This is a genomic window from Peribacillus sp. B2I2 (assembly GCF_041261685.1).
Taxonomy (GTDB): Bacteria; Bacillota; Bacilli; order Bacillales; family DSM-1321; genus Peribacillus.
Window position 1 is genome coordinate 3,640,506 of sequence record NZ_JBGCCB010000001.1, and the last position, 18,873, is coordinate 3,659,378.

Genomic DNA, 18,873 nt, shown 5'->3' on the forward strand with positions numbered 1-18,873 from the left:
TTTATCACGTAACTCAATTAAAAAATCCATTTTGATTTTCGCATATTTTTGCACAATGAGTATACCATAAAACCTCAATTGATAACAAATTTAGCCACAATCAATGATTACGGTTCGCTATTAAATCGGTTAGTTCATTCAACAAACCCGTTTGTAAGGTTGTTTTTCCCAAAGCGGCATGAGCAAGTTCAATATGATGGTTCAACTTTTCCTTTGCCCCTTGAAGCGAAAGTAAAGAAGGATATGTGCTTTTATGATTTCCCTCATCACTGCCAACCGGCTTGCCGATCAACTCGACTGACCCTTCAATATCCAGAATATCATCCCGAATCTGAAAAGCAAGCCCCAGGTGGTATGCAAAGTCACGTAAATGGAGTCGCTGTTCTTCATTCGCACCGGCTAATATAGCACCGGAAAGGATGCTTGCAGTCAATAACTTCCCTGTTTTATGTTCATGGATATACTCCAATTCCTGAAGGGTCAACTGTTTATTTTCACCTTCCATATCGGCAACTTGACCTCCAACCATCCCTTCGGCACCGGCAGACTTAGCAATTTCACTTACAAGGTTCAGCTTCATTTCAGCCGTCACATCTGGATTGTTCATATCCGTCACCAATTGAAAGCTATATGTAAGGAGGGCATCACCTGCCAGTACTGCTACCGCCTCACCGAACACTTTATGGTTCGTCGGTTTTCCGCGGCGGAGATCATCATCATCCATCGCTGGAAGATCATCATGAATCAAAGAATATGTATGAATCATTTCAATGGCAGCAGCTGCAGGTATCCCCATCCTCAAGTTTTTTCCAAAGGCCTCCAGAACCGCAAAGACCAATAAAGGGCGAATCCGTTTACCGCCTGCCTCCAATGAATAGATCATGGCTTCTTTGACCACAGCAGGAGCATTAAGCTTATTGACATATTCAACGATTTCCCGTTCTATAATCGCCTTATATTCTTTAGAAAACATATCAAAGGACACCGTACCCATGTTATTCTTCCTCCTGTACAGTGAAGTTTTCGAGTTCCCCATCTTCGCGCAAAATTTGAGTCAACTGATCTTCAACCGCCTTAAGCTTTGAATGACAAAGCCTGGATAAATCCATTCCTTGTTTATATATGGAGATGGCTTCCTCTAAGGGCACATCGCCTTCTTCCAACTGTTCTACAATTTTCTCAAGATTCTCCATTGCTTCTTCAAAAGTGGCTTCCTGTTTTTTTGTCATGGTTCTATTCGCTCCTTTATTTCTTTAATTTCACATTCAAGTGTTCCATCTTTAATGGAAACGGCTATCTTATCCCCTCTGGATACTTGCTGTGTACTTTTCACTAACGTCTCATCCTCAGCAAAAACCAATCCATAGCCCCGTTCCATGATTTTTAATGGACTGAGGGCAGACAAAGTGGCTGTAATATGAACGAACTGCTGTGATTTTTGCCGATAAATGGCTTCCATTGCCCTCCGCAATACTTTTGCATGCTGCCGCAATTCATCTTTGGAATTTTGCACCGCTTGTTCAGGATGCTGCTTTTTCAGAATATCGTTCAACTGATTCAGCTCATCCCTCTTTTTCATGAAATACCGCGTGCCGGTCCTCCCTAGCCTGTCCACCGTCTTGTCTAGCTGTTCGAGCTTCTGTTCATACATTTTATGTGGATAACGGAAAGCATAAGATCTCTCCATCCTGGTCAAACGGGTTCGTTCGAAATTCACCACTTCACGAATGGAGCGGGTCAAGCGATTCTTACGGTTCATCAGGCGTTCAAGTATTTCATTAAGGTGGGGAACCGCTAACTCTGCTGCACCAGTCGGTGTAGGAGCCCGCATATCCGCGACAAAATCAGCAATTGTAAAATCGGTTTCGTGACCGACAGCAGAAATTATCGGTATATCAGAATCATAGATTGACTCAGCCACTATCTCCTCATTAAAGGCCCATAGCTCCTCGATCGACCCGCCGCCCCTTCCGACAATGAGTACATCGCTTTCCGCCCTAGCGTTAGCCATGGAAATTGCCTTGGCAATCGATTTAGCGGCATTATTCCCTTGGACTAGTGCTGGGTAAACGATGACTCTGGCAATTGGATATCTCCGCTTGATGGTGATCAGGATATCTCTTAGTGCAGCTCCGGTCGGTGATGTTATGACTCCTACAGACTTAGGGTATTGTGGAATCTGTTTCTTATGCTCGGCCAAAAACAAACCTGCCGCCTCCAGCTTTTTCTTCAGCTGTTCATAAGCAAGATACAAATCCCCGACACCATCAGGGGCCATGCTTTTCACATAAAGCTGATACTGTCCGCCTGCCTCATATAATGAAATATCGCCCTTAACAAGTACCTTCATTCCATTTTCAGGCAGGAATTTCATCCCTTTGTTATTGGCGGCAAACATAACGGAGAGGAGTCGGGCCTTCTCGTCCTTTAGAGTAAAATACATATGTCCGCTTGTATGTTGTTTAAAATTTGAAATTTCGCCTTTTATGTATACATTTCGCAAATGGGGATCGGCATCGAACTTCCTTTTGATGTATTTCGTTAAAGCCGATACACTCAAATATTGTTGGTTGCTCATATAATGTCTCCTTCCGATGGAAATCGGATTTAAAGAAAACTCACTTATAGGTTTTACTTAAAACTCGCTTAATCTATGAATGAAAAAAAGCGGTCTCCCGTTATTATAAAACAAGAGGTCCGCTTCTTTAAAATAATTTAACGTTTTTTTAGCTTTTTAAGGCTTGCTTATTCTGTTCAAGTGTTTTTTGAGCAGATTTAACCGTATTCTTCATAAGCATCGTAATCGTCATGGGACCAACGCCTTTAGGAACAGGTGTAATGTATGAAGCCTTGGTTTTCACTTCATCAAACGCCACATCACCGCAAAGCTTCCCTTCATCATTCCTGTTCATTCCGACGTCAATGACGACAGCACCTTCTTTAATATGGTCACTCGTGATCGTGTCCCTCTTGCCGACAGCTGCCACAACGACATCAGCTTGCTTTGTATAATACGCAAGGTCCTTTGTCTTTGAATGACAGTATGTGACGGTTGCATTCGCATTTAGAAACATTTGTCCGGCCGGTTTTCCCACGATATTACTTCTTCCTACGATAACAACATGCTTACCTTCAAGGTCATAGTCGATATACTCAAGCATTACCATCACCCCGTATGGCGTACAAGGTAAATAAGCATCCTGCCCAGTCATCATCCGCCCAATATTAATGGGATGGAATCCATCTACATCCTTCTCGGGGGAAATCGCTTCAATGATCGCTTTTTCCTGAATATGTCCAGGTAACGGCAGCTGCACCAATATACCATGAATGCTGTCATCCTGGTTTAATTCATCAATGCTCTGAATTAATTCCTCCTGAGAGAGTCCCGCAGGCTTTTTAATCAATACAGAATGCATGCCCAGATCTTCACACGCCTTTTGCTTATTGCGTACATAGGTTTGCGATGCTTGGTTGTCCCCCACAAGGATTACAGCCAAACCCGGAACGATATTTTTTTCCCGTAATTGTTGAACTTCCTTACTGATTTCTTGCCTAACTGCCTCCGCAATTTCTTTACCATTAATGATTTGAGCTGACATGTGTATATTCCTCCCAAGATAATTTTGCTAAAGAAATTGCTGAGAGAATCCCCTGGTTAAAGGCTGCAGCCTTAGCTGCCGCTTTTTACCTTAACTTTGGATAAAACGGCATTTACAAAGCTGCTCGATTGATCATCACCGAATTTCTTAGCAATTTCAATAGCTTCATTCATTGCAACACTTACAGGAACATCTTCACTGTGAACCATTTCATAAACCGCGATTCGCAGTAAATTCCGATCAATGTTCGCCAGTCTTTCCAACGTCCAATTCTCTAAATTGTCCCTGATCATTCCATCAAGTTGTTCACGATTTTCCGTTATCCCCATTACTAATTTCTTGAAATATTCATCAGTAGGAGCACCATCCAGTACGCTTTCCATTGCTTCTTCTGCATTCGACTTGGCAATATCTATCTGATATAGTGCTTGAAGGGATTTTTCACGGGCTACTCTTCTTTTCATAATCTTACTCCTTTAACATCTACTATTATATATGAAAACGCTAGAACAAACGAACATTTAATAACATTTTTTCAAAAATATTAAGATTTTCGCTTCATTTTTTATAAATTAAGCTGAATCCCACTTGAATTAAGGCCAAAAGACTCAAACATCTTGATTCAAGACAACATCTCAAGATTCATTTCCAGTTAAACGGCCAACACAGTCATATACTTTTTGAAAGTGTCAAAAAGCTCTTGCCTAGCTTTCATGCTCATATTTCACCTTTTACACTCTAACAGAAATCACCCTTGAATTAAAGGGAAACTTCCAGATACCGCCTTATTATGTTCATTTAACGTAATATTATTAGCGGGCTCCAAAAGCAGGGTATCATTGAGTCAAGAATTCAAAAAAACAAAAACCCGGCTTTTTGCCGGGTTTTTGCAGGTGTGAATCGAATGAAGCCAACTTACACTTCTTGTTCGTAATCCGCTTCTTGTTTAGCGTTTTCAAACGCAATGCCCACTACATGAATGTTCACTTCGCCCGCGTCGATAGCGGTCATGTTCAACAAGGCTTCACGAATGTTATCTTGCACTTCCTGAGCAACTTTCGGAATTGAGACACCAAACTTCATGACACAATAAAGTTCGACTTTGATGGATTCTCCCGTTAAGTCAACTTTAACACCTTTACCGTGGTTCTTTTTACCAAGCTTTTCAACTACACCTGTAGCGAAATTCCCGCGCATATGTGCAACACCTTCAACTTCCGATGCAGCGATACCCGCAATCACCTCAATCACCTCAGGCGCAATTTCAACTTTGCCCAAACCACTATTATAATCATTCATTTCGAGTAATTGGCCTTCCATTTCACTCATTCAAAAGCACCTCCTGTCTTCCTTTACATTATGAGTTCATTACATCATATATTTCAAGGAATTTGGTATTAAATTCTCCGGAAACAAATTGTTCATGCTGAAGTAACTTAATATGGAAAGGAATTGTCGTGCTGATCCCTTCAATGACAAACTCACCTAAAGCGCGTTTCATCTTCTCAATCGCCTCGTCTCTCGTTGGTGCGTGGACAATCAATTTAGCGATCATGGAATCGTAATACGGAGGTATCGAGTACCCAGGGTATGCCGCAGAATCCACACGTACTCCGTAGCCACCTGGCGGTAAATACATGTGAATCTTACCTGCTGAAGGCATAAAATTCTTTTCTGGATTTTCCGCATTGATCCGGCATTCGATGGACCATCCGTTAAACGTGACATCTTCTTGTGAAAGTGATAGTTTGTCACCTGAAGCAACTTTGATCTGTTCTTTAATCAAATCGACGCCCGTTACCATTTCTGTAACTGGGTGTTCGACCTGGATACGTGTATTCATTTCCATAAAGTAGTATTTTCTATTCACATAGTCATAAATAAATTCAACTGTACCGGCACCTGAATAGTTTACGGCAAGAGCAGCCGTAACTGCAGCCTGCCCCATATCCGCCCGTGTTTCACCATCCAGGGCCGGAGATGGAGTTTCCTCAACAAGTTTTTGCAAACGTCGCTGAACCGTACAATCACGCTCACCTAAATGAATGGCGTTGCCATGATTATCTGCCATGACTTGAATTTCAACGTGCCGGAAGTCCTCGATGAACTTTTCAATATACACGCCTGGATTCCCAAATGCCGTCGCGGCTTCCTGTTGCGTGATGTTTATGCCTTTAATGAGTTCTTCTTCGGTCCTTGCGACCCGGATACCTTTACCGCCCCCACCGGCAGTAGCTTTGATGATGACTGGATAGCCCATTTCATTAGCGAGGGCTACACCATCATCCGTATCTTTAATTATGCCTTTGGAACCTGGAACGATCGGCACACCAGCTTTACGCATGGTTTCCCTTGCTACGTCCTTCGTTCCCATTTTATTGATGGCTTCTGGGCTAGGACCGATGAAAATGATATTACATTCACGGCATAGCTCAGCAAAGTCCGCATTTTCAGCAAGGAATCCATATCCAGGGTGAATCGCATCGGATCCCGTTTTCTTGGCTGTACTGATTATGTTCGTTGTATTTAAATAACTGTCTTTTGATAATTTAGGACCGATGCAATATGCTTCATCAGCAATTTGAACATGTAATGCTTCTTTATCCGCTTCTGAATAGACCGCTACAGTCTCGATTCCTAATTCCTTGCATGCCCGGATGATTCGGACAGCAATTTCCCCACGATTGGCAATTAATACCTTTTTAATCATTTAGAAACAGCTCCTCATTCCGGCTTTACTAAAAATAATGGTTGTCCATATTCTACAAGTTGACCTTCTTTTACAAGGACTTCAACGATTTCACCGCTTACTTCGGCCTCAATTTCATTGAAAAGTTTCATGGCCTCCACGATGCAAACAATGGAATCCCCTGTTACTTTATCGCCTGCTTTTACGTATGCAGGTGAATCCGGTGCAGGAGATTGGTAGAATGTACCCACCATCGGAGAAGTGATTTTATGTAAATTTTCCTGTTCAGTGACGGCAGCAGCCGGTTTTGCAGGTTCAACAGCTTTTGGCGCTACAGGGACAGGAGCAGCTACGGGCTTGACCTCTGCATTGGCTTGAACAACTTCTTGAGCAGCTGATGGCTGTAATACTGTACCCGTTTCAGTTTTTTTCAATTTAATTTTCGTTCCTTCATTTTCAAAAACGAATTCACTGATATTTGATTGATCGACTAGCTTAATAATTTCACGAATTTCTTGCACTTTCATTTTGTGGCACCCCTTGTCTAATTTAATATGAGTTTGTGAGGCAATAATATTTTATGTAACCTTTTACCCTTAGCTTATCCTACTTTGTCCAATTCTGCACAATGTAGCCGCCTTCTCCATCCGAAAGCGTATAAACTGAATACACCCTCCATCTGTATTATAACAGATATTTCATTTTCTCAAAATATTGTTCCCATTAGAGAATTGAAAAGTTTATGACCAGCTTCTAACATCATACAATATTAGCTTATACAAATTCAATGATAGATTAGTTGCAACTTGTTATCCATGCTTTTATATTACACCTTTATTATAATATTGTGAATATTTTTCAACCGGGCACCCTTAGCGTTTCCACTTGAATTCTGCTAATTCCCACTTTGAAACCTGCATTAATCTCCATCTAAATTACTTTTCTAGAATATTACGGATGATCATAATACCCATTTCTGTTTGAGTTCCTGGTATCAATTTACATAAAAAAACTTTTTCTCTAAAGTTTCCCGGTTGTATGTTAGTGAAAAAATAATAATAAAAAAGCCTCCCTTTTTTTATTTAAGGGGGACTTTCAAATTTTTACGATTATGAACTGTTGTGTATCAGCCCTTATTTCTGTATCTGAGATTACTTTTCCGGTTGGAAATCTACCACTACATTTTGTGCATCGCTGACTTCTTTCCTTACGAGGCGGATAATGTTATTGGCCTCTGTTTTCGTTTGTTTATCGGCCTTGACACTCACCTTTACATCCGTTCCGTCCACCCGGACCAGTGCGGCATTGTAATCCATGGCTACAATTAAGTTTTCGATGATATTTTCTTTTACTTTCGTTTCACTTAATTGCTCGATTTTCGCATAAGCCTCATCTCGTTCTTCAGCGGATAGATCTGTATTGCCCATCTTTGCAGTCAATTCTTCATTCAGCTTAGCCCGTTCATCTTCAATCTGCATCCTTAACGATTCGAACTCGTCCCCTGATGCAATGGTTACAGAAGAACCTTCTGTATTTTTGGACGTTTCTTTTTCACTTTTATTTTCCCCTTTGGTATCCGCTTTGCTATCTGTTTTACTTTCTGTTTTACTTTCTGTTTTATTTTCTGCCTGTTCCATTTCTTCAGTTGCCGTCATATCGGCAGCATTTTCCTCAGGAGCTGTTAAATAATAGACTGAAAGTACAACGACCAGACTTAGCATAGTCAATAACCAAACGGTTTGTTTTTTTAATAACATGTAGATTTTCCCCCTTATTTTTTAGGCATGACAGAAACCCTGTGACTCGGTACATCAAGTGAACGTGTGACAGCCTCGATGATCCACTTCTTTATTTGGATGTTTTCAGCCCCTTTAGCGACTACCAGGACGCCTCGTACACTAGGTTTTTTCGTTTCCGAAATGATCGGCCCTTCTTTTTCACCGCTTTTGACCAAAACGAGCTGTTCATCAACCGATGTGTCTTCGACCGTCCTTTTGCCGCCTTCCTGGTCGGTTTCTTCTGTGACTTGTTTTTGGGTGACTTTGTTTCTTTCATATACTTTTTTCTCGGATGCATCCACGTAGATTACGACTTTTACATCCTGGACGCCTGCGATGGATTCAAGCGCTTCCTTCATTTCATTCTGAAGATATATTTCATAGTCTTTTGTCGTCTTGAATTCGGATTTCTTCTGGCCGAATGTTTCAACATCCCCTTCGTCATCTTGTTTATCATTATTGAATACCGTCTTCACTTCAGGTGTTTGTCCCGTCTGGTTGGTGGTTAACAAGTTCCCGGCCATCATAATTCCCGCTCCCAAAAGGACAACTATTAGAGCATAGACATACAGGGAAGGTTTTTTTTCCTTAGGCTCTTTTTGGTCAGGGTCTTTATTTAATAGTTTTTGCAGCCAGGATAATGGACCTTTGTCTTTGTTCAATACTCAGTCACTTCCTTTCCCCGGCGATTTCAATGATCTCTTCATCAACGGACCAACTTGTTGCCAGAAACCTTTTGACAGCATCCAGATTGGCATCATTCGGAGTGGAAGATCTATCTGCATTGATATCAACCTTCGCTACTGCCTCTATCTCCGAGTCTTCTTTCCCCTCTGCCTTTTCCAATGATATGGTTATGTTTTGCAAATCATCAACGCCCGGCTTTTCCTCATTCTTGACTCCTACTTCAATTGAACTAATCTTCATGTTATAGTCCACCATCAGCTCCTCTTCCACTTCTGCCTGTAAGTCAACAGCCATTTGTTTTAAAATATATGCACCCTGGGTAGCTTGTATTTCTTTTTTCTTCATTTCTGTCAAATTTCCTAAATCTTTTTTTTTCTGATCTTCAAATTCACTTGTAGCCGCAGAGAGGATTTCGTCGAAGTCCTTATTGAATAATCCCAATATAGGAGTGATGATGATCGCAATCAGTAAAAGTCCGATTACCATTTTGGCATACTTCTGTAAAGCCGAATTCGGTAGAAGCATATCGATCACAGTAGCCAGCAATACAAATATGATGATGTTGGATACCCAGCCAGCTAAAAAACTCACCAAGCCCTCCTCCTTTCTAACGAACCATCAATGTAATATTTCCAGAGGCGATAATTACTGTGATACTTAAAAAAAACATGAGTGAGACAATGGCCAATGCTGCGAAAATATAAATCATGCTTTTACTTATAATGTCAAGGCACTTTATTACAGGCCCCCCGCCCAGCGGCTGCAAAAGACTCGCTGCCAATTTATAGACAAAAGAAATCATCAAGATTTTTATGGCGGGAAATGTGGTTATGAGCAAGAGAATAATGACGCCTGACAAGCCAACTGTATTTTTCAGAAGAACGGAGGCACTGATGACCGTATCCGTTGCATCTGTAAACATGCGCCCTATTACCGGTATAAAGTTACCTGTCACGAATTTGGCCGTTCTGATCGTCACTCCGTCAGCTACAGCGGAGGATGCTCCCTGAACGGATATGACGCCAAGGAATATGGTCATGAATGCTCCAAGGATCCCGATGGCAAAATTACGGAGAAGCTGTGCCAGCTGTGTCACTTTATAATGTTCGGTCAGCGTGCTGACGATGCTTAAAATCGCTGCAAAGAATAATAACGGAAGGACGACAAACTGGATCAAGATACCGCTTGTATTCATCAAAAACATTAATACCGGGTGAAAGAAAGCTGCTGATACAAGTCCGCCTGAAGCGGCTATTAAGGCCAAGAGTAAAGGGATGAGCGCCATTAAAAAGGAAATCATCAAATCTATCGTATCTTTTGTATATTCAATCGCCACATGAAAACTGTTAAGTGCCAAAATGATCAGCACCATATAAACGATTGCATAAGCGACTTTACTTACGGAGCTTTGTTCAAACGCATTCTGCAAAGACTGCAGGAACATGCTGAAAACTGTTAATAAAATGAGTGATCCCAGCAGCTTTCCATTCACGAGCAGTTCATGAAAAATGAATTTTGTAATCCCCTTTATCCATTGCTCAAAGGAGAATTTCTTATCACCGCTTACAAAATCCATGAAGCTCCCTTTCTGGCTTTCCGGTAAGAATCCTCCATATTCCGTTACAATGTCATCCCAATATTGTTTGAGTTCATCGACACCGAGCCTTTCTATTTGGGCTTGTACCAGTTCCGACTGCATGATCGGCTCTTGATCGATTTCACCACTTTCAGGATCTTCGGCAGCTTGTCCAATAGATGTATGCAAAAAAAAGAGTAAAACGAATAGAATGGATAAGTAAGGCATCCGCTGCTTCATACATTCACCTCATTGACTAGTAGAAGTAATCCGTTAACTTGGGAGCATCTGTAAAATCGTTTCGATGATGACCGTCAAAATCGGAATCGCCATGGCAAGAATCAAGATTTTTCCGCTCAATTCTATTTTGGAAGCGAGCGACCCTTGCCCTGCATCTTTTGTAATTTGAGAAGCGAATTCGGCAATATAGGCAATTCCGATTATTTTTAGGATGGTCTCCAGATACACGGTATTTACATTCGCATTCACAGCAATTTTTTCTAACATCAAAATGATTTCGTATATCTTATCCGCTAGAAAAAGAAATATGGAGCAGCCTACAAAAACGACAAGCAGGAATGCGAAATTTGGTTTTTGCTCTTTGACGACTAGGGCCAAAAAGGTGGCAACTAGGGCAATGCCCACGATTTTTATGATTTCAATCGTGAATCCCTCCCTTACTGAAATAGGAATACAGATTTAATTTTTTGAAATAAATCCTCTACTACAGAAGCTACCATGAATAAAATATAGATAAATCCGAAAAGTGTGACCCACTGGGCATATTCCTTCTTCCCAACCTGATCGAGTATCGTGTGAAGAAATGCCACAACAAGCCCTACACCAGCTATTTTAAATATGATGTCCACATCAATGCCCATTTTCATTCCCCCCACATATTCCTACATCAGCAAGATGATCAATAATAGACCTGATAAAAAACCAAGACTTTTCATCATTTTTTCATATTTTCCCTGTCGGTCGAGTGCATCGCTCTCTTCCCGTTCCAAGTGTGCCATCGTCAGCATGATTTGCTTTTGCTGATGATATTTATCGCTTTTTCCAAGCGTCTCCCCAAACTGTGAAAGAATCTCGAATTCTCCCTGTTTTAAAGCAAGGGATTGCCATATTTTCTTCAAACTATCATCCCATGCTTCTTTGACGGTGGTCTCACCTGATTCGAGTCGATTTGCAAAGGTATCGAAAAAGATGGATAAAGGTTTGGGCATCTGCTTAGAAAGTTTCCTTGCGGCTTCTTTCAAAGGTGTGTGACCATACATGATTTCTGCTTCAAGTGATTGCATGGCGACTTTTAGCTGCCTCAGTTGGCGGGGCCTCATACTTAATTTTTTCGCAGCTTCGAAACCTGCCCATGTCGTTGCAATGATAATGATCGCTGCTCCAATTAACTTAAACATGCGGGTTCACACTTTCTCCCAAGAAAATGGGAACCCCCGCTGCATCAAGGACTTTGTAGCCCCTCTTTCCGGATTTACTTCTCTGTAATTCTATAAAACGTTCAAAGATGTTTTGCTGTAATATTTCTGTGATGAAAGGCCGCTTCTTAACTTCAGCCAGTGTATGGCCATGAGTAGTTATCATGAGTTTAATACCTGCATTCACAGCTTCCAGCACAGCCTGTGTATCCTCCGCGCGGCCTATTTCATCCACGATCAATACATCAGGGGACATCGAACGGATCATCATCATCATCCCTTCCGCTTTGGGACATCCATCGAGCACATCCACCCTTGTTCCAAATTCGAGCTGCGGCACTCCATGAACACACCCGGCAATTTCTGAGCGCTCGTCCACTATTCCCACCTTTTGAGGGGGAATGCCCCGTTTTTCATCTCCACTGGATATCATTCTTGCGATATCACGTAATACCGTCGTTTTTCCTGTTTGCGGAGCACCAATCAACATCGTATGTTGCCATTCCCCATTATATAAATAAGAAGTGAGCGGTTCAGCAGCACCTATTTTTTCACGTGCAATCCGAATATTGAATGAGGAAATGTCCCTGATCGCTTTGACCGCCCCATTTTCCAGGATAACCTTGCCAGCAAGACCCACCCGATGTCCACCCGCTATAGTTATATATCCTCGTTTTAATTCTTCCTCAAGTGTATATAACGAAAATTGACCTATCTGATTCAATAATTGATCTGCATCCGAATGGGTCACTTCATAGGAAAAGAAGAAAGGTTCCCCACCTACAATGACTTCAAGCGGCCTTCCAACCCGAATCCGCAGCTCTTCCATCTTTTCGATCATCATCGGTGTCATACCCCGGAGTTGCTCGTATAATTTTTTCGGTAAAAAAGAAAGAATCGTTTCCATTTTGACAATCCTCCTGTATACACCACTTTCAATAAAATATATGCCGACCACCCCACAATGATGACAGGCTATTAAAGAAACCGGCCATTTATTGATTTTTTTATTACTTCCTGGATCTAAAAAAGACCAAAAAAAAGACCGAGAAATTAATCTCGGTCTACAGTCTTTTTATTAAAAAAAGTTGCAGTTGATTTCAGAAATCCGCTCCCTTTCCGCCTGTCTGCCAAGCCTCCTCGGCGCAAGCGCCTGTGGGGTCTCGGCCAGCCAGTTATTCGGCAGGAATGTCGCAGATTTCTTCTATCCAGTGAGGGGTCCACTCCATAAAAAAGGTAAAACATGAAGGATAACCAAGTCTTCTTATAAAATCATGGTTTGGGATTAGACCAAACGGACCCTCCAGACTGTAGACAAATTTGAAAAAAGCGAGTTGCCTACAGTCTTTTTAAAATAGAAGGATGAAAACTTAAGGTGATGAGGATGCTTTTTAAACATGATCATGATTCTATTCAGCGAGGTCAGCTTGAAATGATTACTACTTTAGACCAATTGGTGCCAGCTAAACATTTGGTTCGTAAAATGGGGATTTAAAGTAAACAACAACAAATAAAGAGGGCTATCGTGAGTACAAATCATCTATATCCAATAAAAAATCAAAAAGGTTTCGGAATGAGACCATTCCGAAACCTTTTTGTCTACAAACGAAACCGAGAAATTCATCTCGGCCTTCTTTCATTTATGCGCGTGATACGTAAGAACCTTCATTTGTATTGATCAATAATTTGTCACCTTGGTTGATGAAGAATGGAACTTGAACCGAAAGGCCCGTCTCAAGTACCGCTGATTTCGTTCCGCCTGAAGATGTATCGCCTTTTATTCCTGGCTCAGTCTCCGCAACTTCAAGTTCTACTGTGTTTGGAAGCTCGACCCCAAGTGTTTCGGCTTGGAAAGTCATGATATGTACTTCCATATTTTCCTTAAGGAATTTCAGTTCACGTTCAATGCTTGAAGCTGGTAGCTCGATTTGGTCATACGTTTCGTTATCCATGAATACATGGCTATCTCCGCTTGCATAAAGGTACTGCATTTTGCGGTTTTCGATATGTGCTTTAGCAACTTTTTCACCAGCACGGAATGTTTTCTCCTGGATCGAACCTGTACGAAGATTACGAAGTTTAGAACGTACAAAAGCTGCACCTTTACCAGGTTTAACATGTTGGAACTCGATAACCTGCCAAATTCCATTATCTACTTCAATCGTAACACCCGTGCGAAAATCGTTTACAGAAATCATAAAATTGTCCTCCTACATGTACATGTTTACAGAATGATTAACTCTTTCGTTGAATGAGTAAGTGCTTCGTTACCTTCATTTGTAACGATTGTATCATCTTCAATCCGCACTCCGCCTACCCCCGGTAAGTAAATCCCCGGCTCGACGGTTACGGCCATACCTGGTTCTAAAATGATATCAGACCTTAAGGATAATGCCGGACCTTCATGAACTTCCAGACCGATTCCATGTCCAGTCGAATGTCCAAAATACTGCCCGAATCCCTTTTCTTCAATTAAATTACGAGTTAGTGCATCCGCTTCCCTGCCCGTCATCCCAGGTTTAATCCCAGCCATTCCGCGCAGTTGCGCTTCTAAAACAATGTCATAAATGTTAATAAGTTCTTCACTTGGCTTGCCAACTGCCAATGTCCGAGTTATGTCAGACACATATCCGTTATAGTATGCTCCGTAATCCAATGTGACAAAATCGCCTTTTTCAATGATTTTATCCGTAGCCACTCCATGTGGAAGAGCAGATCTTACACCAGATGCTACGATAATATCAAAGGATGAGGAAGTTGCCCCCTGTTTCCTCATGAAGAATTCAAGTTCATTGGATACATCCAGTTCTGAAATCCCTGGACGCATGTAATCCAGAATATGTGTAAAGGCAGCATCAGCAATAGCAGCCGCTTCCTTTAATATCTTAATCTCTGATGAAGTCTTTATCAAGCGTAAATTCTCAATAACTCCAGACACCGGCAAAAGTTGTGCTTCAATGCCCGCTTCGTATGCCTTATATGTCGCAAAAGTCATATGCTCTTGCTCAAAGCCCAGTGTGCCGATATTCATTTCTTTTGCCTGCTTACCGACTTCTTCGATGATGGTTCCCTTATGTTGGACGATTTCATAGTCTGCAGCCTGCTTGCCCGCTTGTTCCACGTATCTGAAATCAGTGATGAATTTAGCTTCTTTTTGGGAAATCAGGACGACGCCTGCACTTCCCGTAAAATTGGTCATGTACCGGCGGTTATATGTACTGGTGATCAAAAAACCATCAATGCCTACCTTTTCCATTGAGGCTCTTAAGCGCATTAGTTTATTCATTTAATTTCTCCCCTTTGCAATCTTTGTGATCGCCTGCAACGCCAATTCATAACCGTGTATCCCCAAGCCGACAATCTGTCCCGCCGATACCGGCGCGGTCACTGATTCATGCCGAAAGCTTTCACGGGCATGTATGTTCGAAATATGCACTTCCACAACTGGAACATCAATTCCGGCAATTGCATCACGAATCGCATAGCTATAATGAGTAAAAGCTCCAGGATTAATGATAATCCCGTCGATCCCATGATCTTCTGACCAATGGAGCTTGTCGATAATCGCCCCTTCATGGTTAGATTGAAAAGAGGTAAATTCCACATTCAAGCCTTGAGCTTGCTGCAGCAATAGAGCTTCCACATCCGCAAGCGTCGAGGATCCATAATGTGCAGGTTCCCGCTTCCCCAAGCGATTTAAATTCGGACCATTGATTAGTAAGATTTTTGTCATCATCAACACCTGCTCATAATTAAAAGAATGCTTTCCATGAACATTCTATCATAATTACAAATTGTCTTACTACTTTTTTACAACCAAGAAGCGATCAGCTTTCCTTTCGTTTCTCAGCGTTTTTTTGTTGACGTATATATTCCTGATGATCGTATGATATAGAATACCCTACAAAAAGACCGTATAAAATAAAAATGCAGACACTGGTTATAATCGTATTTGCCGACATTTTCGAAATGGTTGGCAAATCGGCGAACATCGGTTTCAGGACAAATACGAGCAACGCCCAGCAAACCACTCCCAAAAAAATACCCGAAAAAATACTCTTCATCCTTTTAAAAAGACCATAGTATATAAAAGCGATCCCCACGGATAGAATTCCGAACAAAAGTATGGTCATTACCGTACCAAGCCAGTGATCGATCCAAGTCATATTCGACCACGAAGTAAGTATGAATTTGGGGCTAAACCCCATAAAATTAACATAATGGGCGATGATTCCGGCAAAACTGGCTGCAGCCCCGCCAACAAAACCGATAGCTAGTACATTGTAGATCAAGCTTTGATTTTCCTGTTGAATTTGTCCATTTTCATTAGAAGACATATCAAACACCTCCGCTACGTAGTATGCCCTTTGTTAAATAGAACTATTTTTTTTTATTCTTAAGGAGGAGAATCACTAGAGGTTTTGGGATTTATTCTGTATGATTAAATCATAAATATTGTACTTTTTTCAGAGGAAAATACCTATCCTCTGTTGAAGTTTATAATGTACACAGGATACTAACTTCCTGTGAGTCAACATTCATAAAGTAATCGCAGGGATAAAGCCGCCATTCAATTTTGGAGGACCGCCTTTAAACCCTTGTGATGCTTGATAATAAACATGTTAGCACCCATGAGAGAGCTACGTGAATAACTATTAGGTTGGTGTAGAAATGTCTGAGGTCCAAAAACCCGTTTATGGAGGGCAGGCTGTTGTGGAAGGCGTCATGTTCGGGGGCAAACATCACACAGTAACTGCGGTACGCCGCAAAGATTCAACGATTGTATATTATCACCTGCCGCGAGAATCAAAACCTGTTGTCAACCAATTAAAAAGAGTGCCGTTTCTAAGGGGTATCGTATCACTGATTCAGTCAAGTGCCACCGGCTCGAAACATCTGAACTTTTCCACTGAACAGTTTGAAGAAGAGGACGGGGAAAAGCAGGACGAAAAGAAAAAAGAAACGAAAGAATCTTCTAAATTAAGTGTATGGCTTGGAGTTGCCGTAATCGGTGTTCTTTCCTTCCTATTTGGAAAGCTGCTTTTCACTTTGATTCCAGTCTTTCTTGCCGAATTGACAAGACCCATCTTTAGTGGCCATATTGCCCAGGTTTTAATGGAAAGCTTGTTCAAGTTGATATTATTGCTGGTATACATTTATGTAGTATCCATGACCCCATTGATCAAACGGGTCTTTCAGTATCACGGAGCAGAGCATAAGGTGATTAATTGCTTTGAAAGCGGAAAAGAATTGACCGTTGAAAATGTGCAGGCAAGTTCACGCCTTCATTATCGCTGTGGCAGTAGCTTTATTTTATTTACAGTCATTGTAGGTATGTTTGTCTATATGCTCGTTCCGACCGATCCATTATGGCTCCGTGTCGTGGATCGCGTTTTACTTATCCCCGTAGTGCTAGGCATAGCCTTCGAGGTATTGCAGTTGACCAACAAAGTAAGAGATATTCCCATCCTGCGTTACCTTGGCTACCCTGGCCTTTGGCTTCAGTTATTGACAACCAAAGCCCCTACCGACGATCAAGTCGAAGTCGCATTGGCGTCCTTCCACGAACTGTTAAAAATGGAAAAGAGAACTGAAAAAGATTTAGAATCGGATGTTATTGTGTAAAACATCTATACACATTTTGATTATGGAAAATCATATACTAACTTAAGGAATGATCTTCATTTATTTCAAAGATTTTACATGAAGAATGTTTAAAATAAGCAAAAAATGCTTATGATGCTCTTAAGGAGGTGTCTTTGTTGAAACGTTTCATATCTTTCATGATATACGGAATCATCGCCCTCGGAGTCCTCGGACTAATGAGCCGACTATTTAATGACCCGATTGGCTTTTTTAGAAACATTCTCATAATAGCCATTGTCGCAGGGATTATTTATATGATTTATACCGGATTAACAAAGGGAAAACCAGTTAAAAAAGAGCAGCAAGCATTCCGAAAGGCTGCCCGCCAATCGAAAAAAAGGCTAAAAAACCGAACTTCGAAAAAGGATAATGTGGCTAGCTTCTCTGCAGCAAAATCATCAAAAAAAATAAAAGTGAGAAAGAAAACGGATAGTCACTTAACCGTCATCGAGGGGAAAAAGAATAAAAAGAAAAATCGGGCTTCTTTTTAAGAGCCCGATTTTTTTATGATTATTAATATGTCCAATTCTTAAGGAATTCTTTAGTACACTGTCTGCCCTGATCCATCAATTCACCCTTTTTTTCATCATTCAGATTGAAATCCATTGCAGAAATTCCCTTCATCGGGATAAATACAATATTCTGGACGTGTTTCTTGGAAATATAACGTGCATCATGGGCATCTTTCATCGTTTTGAATAGTGCGGAGAACAATTCTACCGCATTATCCACCTTATGCGGTTTCCATATCTCATCGACACTTAGTCGCAAGCCTATGACCGGTCGTTCCTTCCTTACATGATCTGAATTGAATAACCACATTGGAAAATTGCTTATCACACCTCCATCAACAAAAAGGAACGTGCTTTTTCCGACATCAAGTTTTACTGGCTCAAAAAAATAGGGAATGCTACAACTCATTCTCACTGCCTTAGCCACTGGAAATGTGAGCGGATCAATTCCATAATTCGGTAACTCATCAGGCAGTACCACCAATTTCCCATTTGTAATGTCAGAGGTTATGATACGGAGAGACTCCGGTCGAACATCCTTAAAGGTAACTACATTCCTTTCGGCAAGTTTACCGGCAACCCAGGATTCCAAAGCGTCGCCTTTATAAAGGCCCAGTTTCCAGTAAATAAGGAGCCACTTAGCAAGCGGGATAGGCAATAGACCACGCCTTTTATCCAGCATGCCGCTTAAATCTATATCAAGAAAAAGCTCTTCCATTTCTTTACCTGTGTATCCAGCGGCTACGAAAGCTGCAATTATGGAACCAGCACTTGTACCCGCTGTCCTATGGAATACAAATCCTCGTTCCTCTAATTCCTGCAGGGCTCCAACTAAACCATATCCTTTAATTCCGCCTCCGGAAAAAACGCCGTCAATAATCATAGCTGCCCTCCCCTAATCCGGTCTTTACATTTTTAAGCAGGATTAGAGCGATTTATGACAGTTT

Annotated in this window: 23 protein-coding genes; 2 read left to right on the forward strand and 21 right to left on the reverse strand. The window is 41.3% G+C overall.

Going from position 1 to position 18,873, the window contains the following annotated elements; genetic code table 11:
• Nucleotides 1–100: 100 nt before the first annotated feature.
• The 20 genes from ABIE66_RS17920 to ABIE66_RS18015 all read right to left on the reverse strand — a co-directional run bounded on the left by ABIE66_RS17920 (nt 101) and on the right by ABIE66_RS18015 (nt 16,105).
• Nucleotides 101–994 (reverse strand): polyprenyl synthetase family protein, encoded by an 894-nt coding sequence (locus ABIE66_RS17920; protein ID WP_370015770.1) that lies wholly within the window; start codon nt 992–994, stop codon nt 101–103.
• 1 nt (nt 995) lies between these two features.
• Entirely contained in the window at nt 996–1,229 is a 234-nt protein-coding gene (locus ABIE66_RS17925) for an exodeoxyribonuclease VII small subunit (RefSeq protein WP_064463276.1), read from the reverse strand.
• Nucleotides 1,226–2,578 carry an exodeoxyribonuclease VII large subunit gene (gene xseA / locus ABIE66_RS17930; RefSeq protein WP_370015773.1) on the reverse strand — a complete coding sequence of 451 codons (1,353 nt, stop codon included), beginning with the start codon at nt 2,576–2,578 and terminating at the stop codon, nt 1,226–1,228. Before xseA ends, ABIE66_RS17925 begins: the two co-directional genes overlap by 4 nt.
• Before the next feature lie 148 nt (nt 2,579–2,726).
• Nucleotides 2,727–3,602, reverse strand: a complete 876-nt coding sequence (gene folD / locus ABIE66_RS17935; RefSeq protein ID WP_289315708.1) for a bifunctional methylenetetrahydrofolate dehydrogenase/methenyltetrahydrofolate cyclohydrolase FolD — start codon at nt 3,600–3,602, stop codon at nt 2,727–2,729.
• Between the two features lie 71 nt (nt 3,603–3,673).
• Nucleotides 3,674–4,066 (reverse strand): transcription antitermination factor NusB, encoded by a 393-nt coding sequence (nusB, locus tag ABIE66_RS17940; RefSeq protein WP_289315707.1) that lies wholly within the window; start codon nt 4,064–4,066, stop codon nt 3,674–3,676.
• A gap of 451 nt (nt 4,067–4,517) precedes the next feature.
• Entirely contained in the window at nt 4,518–4,922 is a 405-nt protein-coding gene (locus tag ABIE66_RS17945) for an Asp23/Gls24 family envelope stress response protein (RefSeq protein ID WP_222620245.1), read from the reverse strand.
• A gap of 37 nt (nt 4,923–4,959) precedes the next feature.
• Nucleotides 4,960–6,312 carry an acetyl-CoA carboxylase biotin carboxylase subunit gene (accC, locus tag ABIE66_RS17950; RefSeq protein WP_289325703.1) on the reverse strand — a complete coding sequence of 451 codons (1,353 nt, stop codon included), beginning with the start codon at nt 6,310–6,312 and terminating at the stop codon, nt 4,960–4,962.
• 14 nt (nt 6,313–6,326) lie between these two features.
• Nucleotides 6,327–6,818 carry an acetyl-CoA carboxylase biotin carboxyl carrier protein gene (gene accB / locus ABIE66_RS17955; protein WP_289325704.1) on the reverse strand — a complete coding sequence of 164 codons (492 nt, stop codon included), beginning with the start codon at nt 6,816–6,818 and terminating at the stop codon, nt 6,327–6,329.
• A 624-nt stretch (nt 6,819–7,442) separates the two neighbouring features.
• Nucleotides 7,443–8,048, reverse strand: a complete 606-nt coding sequence (locus ABIE66_RS17960; RefSeq protein ID WP_370015776.1) for a SpoIIIAH-like family protein — start codon at nt 8,046–8,048, stop codon at nt 7,443–7,445.
• Between the two features lie 14 nt (nt 8,049–8,062).
• Nucleotides 8,063–8,731 (reverse strand): stage III sporulation protein AG, encoded by a 669-nt coding sequence (spoIIIAG, locus tag ABIE66_RS17965; RefSeq protein ID WP_289325706.1) that lies wholly within the window; start codon nt 8,729–8,731, stop codon nt 8,063–8,065.
• 7 nt (nt 8,732–8,738) lie between these two features.
• The gene (spoIIIAF, locus tag ABIE66_RS17970) at nt 8,739–9,347 is read right to left on the reverse strand and encodes a stage III sporulation protein AF (protein ID WP_370015778.1); all 609 of its coding nucleotides are present in this window, start codon (nt 9,345–9,347) and stop codon (nt 8,739–8,741) included.
• Nucleotides 9,348–9,363: 16 nt separating this feature from the next.
• Nucleotides 9,364–10,572, reverse strand: coding sequence for a stage III sporulation protein AE (gene spoIIIAE / locus ABIE66_RS17975; protein WP_289325708.1), 1,209 nt, complete (start codon nt 10,570–10,572; stop codon nt 9,364–9,366).
• Nucleotides 10,573–10,605: 33 nt separating this feature from the next.
• On the reverse strand, nt 10,606–10,995 hold the full coding sequence (gene spoIIIAD / locus ABIE66_RS17980) for a stage III sporulation protein AD (RefSeq protein WP_289318337.1): 390 nt from the start codon (nt 10,993–10,995) through the stop codon (nt 10,606–10,608).
• Between the two features lie 14 nt (nt 10,996–11,009).
• Nucleotides 11,010–11,213: a stage III sporulation protein AC gene (spoIIIAC, locus tag ABIE66_RS17985; RefSeq protein WP_034308319.1), complete on the reverse strand. Its 204-nt coding sequence runs from the start codon at nt 11,211–11,213 to the stop codon at nt 11,010–11,012.
• 21 nt (nt 11,214–11,234) lie between these two features.
• A complete protein-coding gene (gene spoIIIAB, locus ABIE66_RS17990) occupies nt 11,235–11,750 on the reverse strand; it encodes a stage III sporulation protein SpoIIIAB (protein WP_289315700.1) in 516 nt (171 codons plus the stop codon).
• Nucleotides 11,743–12,675 (reverse strand): stage III sporulation protein AA, encoded by a 933-nt coding sequence (gene spoIIIAA, locus ABIE66_RS17995; RefSeq protein ID WP_289325709.1) that lies wholly within the window; start codon nt 12,673–12,675, stop codon nt 11,743–11,745. The genes spoIIIAB and spoIIIAA overlap by 8 nt, the downstream gene beginning before the upstream one ends.
• Nucleotides 12,676–13,408: 733 nt before the next feature.
• The gene (efp, locus tag ABIE66_RS18000; protein ID WP_034308328.1) at nt 13,409–13,966 is read right to left on the reverse strand and encodes an elongation factor P; all 558 of its coding nucleotides are present in this window, start codon (nt 13,964–13,966) and stop codon (nt 13,409–13,411) included.
• A 26-nt stretch (nt 13,967–13,992) separates the two neighbouring features.
• Nucleotides 13,993–15,054 (reverse strand): M24 family metallopeptidase, encoded by a 1,062-nt coding sequence (locus tag ABIE66_RS18005; RefSeq protein WP_289315698.1) that lies wholly within the window; start codon nt 15,052–15,054, stop codon nt 13,993–13,995.
• Complete coding sequence (gene aroQ / locus ABIE66_RS18010) at nt 15,055–15,501, reverse strand: type II 3-dehydroquinate dehydratase (protein WP_289315697.1); 447 nt, start codon at nt 15,499–15,501, stop codon at nt 15,055–15,057.
• Nucleotides 15,502–15,595: 94 nt separating this feature from the next.
• Entirely contained in the window at nt 15,596–16,105 is a 510-nt protein-coding gene (locus tag ABIE66_RS18015; protein ID WP_289325710.1) for a YqhR family membrane protein, read from the reverse strand.
• Between the two features lie 334 nt (nt 16,106–16,439).
• Here ABIE66_RS18015 and ABIE66_RS18020 point away from each other — a divergent pair, with 334 nt between their 5' ends.
• Together ABIE66_RS18020 and ABIE66_RS18025 are read left to right on the forward strand one after the other, a co-directional pair.
• A complete protein-coding gene (locus ABIE66_RS18020; RefSeq protein ID WP_370015779.1) occupies nt 16,440–17,393 on the forward strand; it encodes a DUF1385 domain-containing protein in 954 nt (317 codons plus the stop codon).
• Nucleotides 17,394–17,530: 137 nt separating this feature from the next.
• Nucleotides 17,531–17,905, forward strand: a complete 375-nt coding sequence (locus ABIE66_RS18025) for an SA1362 family protein (RefSeq protein ID WP_061464010.1) — start codon at nt 17,531–17,533, stop codon at nt 17,903–17,905.
• Nucleotides 17,906–17,927: 22 nt separating this feature from the next.
• Here the strand turns inward: ABIE66_RS18025 and ABIE66_RS18030 are convergent, their stop codons facing one another.
• Entirely contained in the window at nt 17,928–18,809 is an 882-nt protein-coding gene (locus ABIE66_RS18030; RefSeq protein WP_370015780.1) for a patatin-like phospholipase family protein, read from the reverse strand.
• Nucleotides 18,810–18,873: the final 64 nt, after the last annotated feature.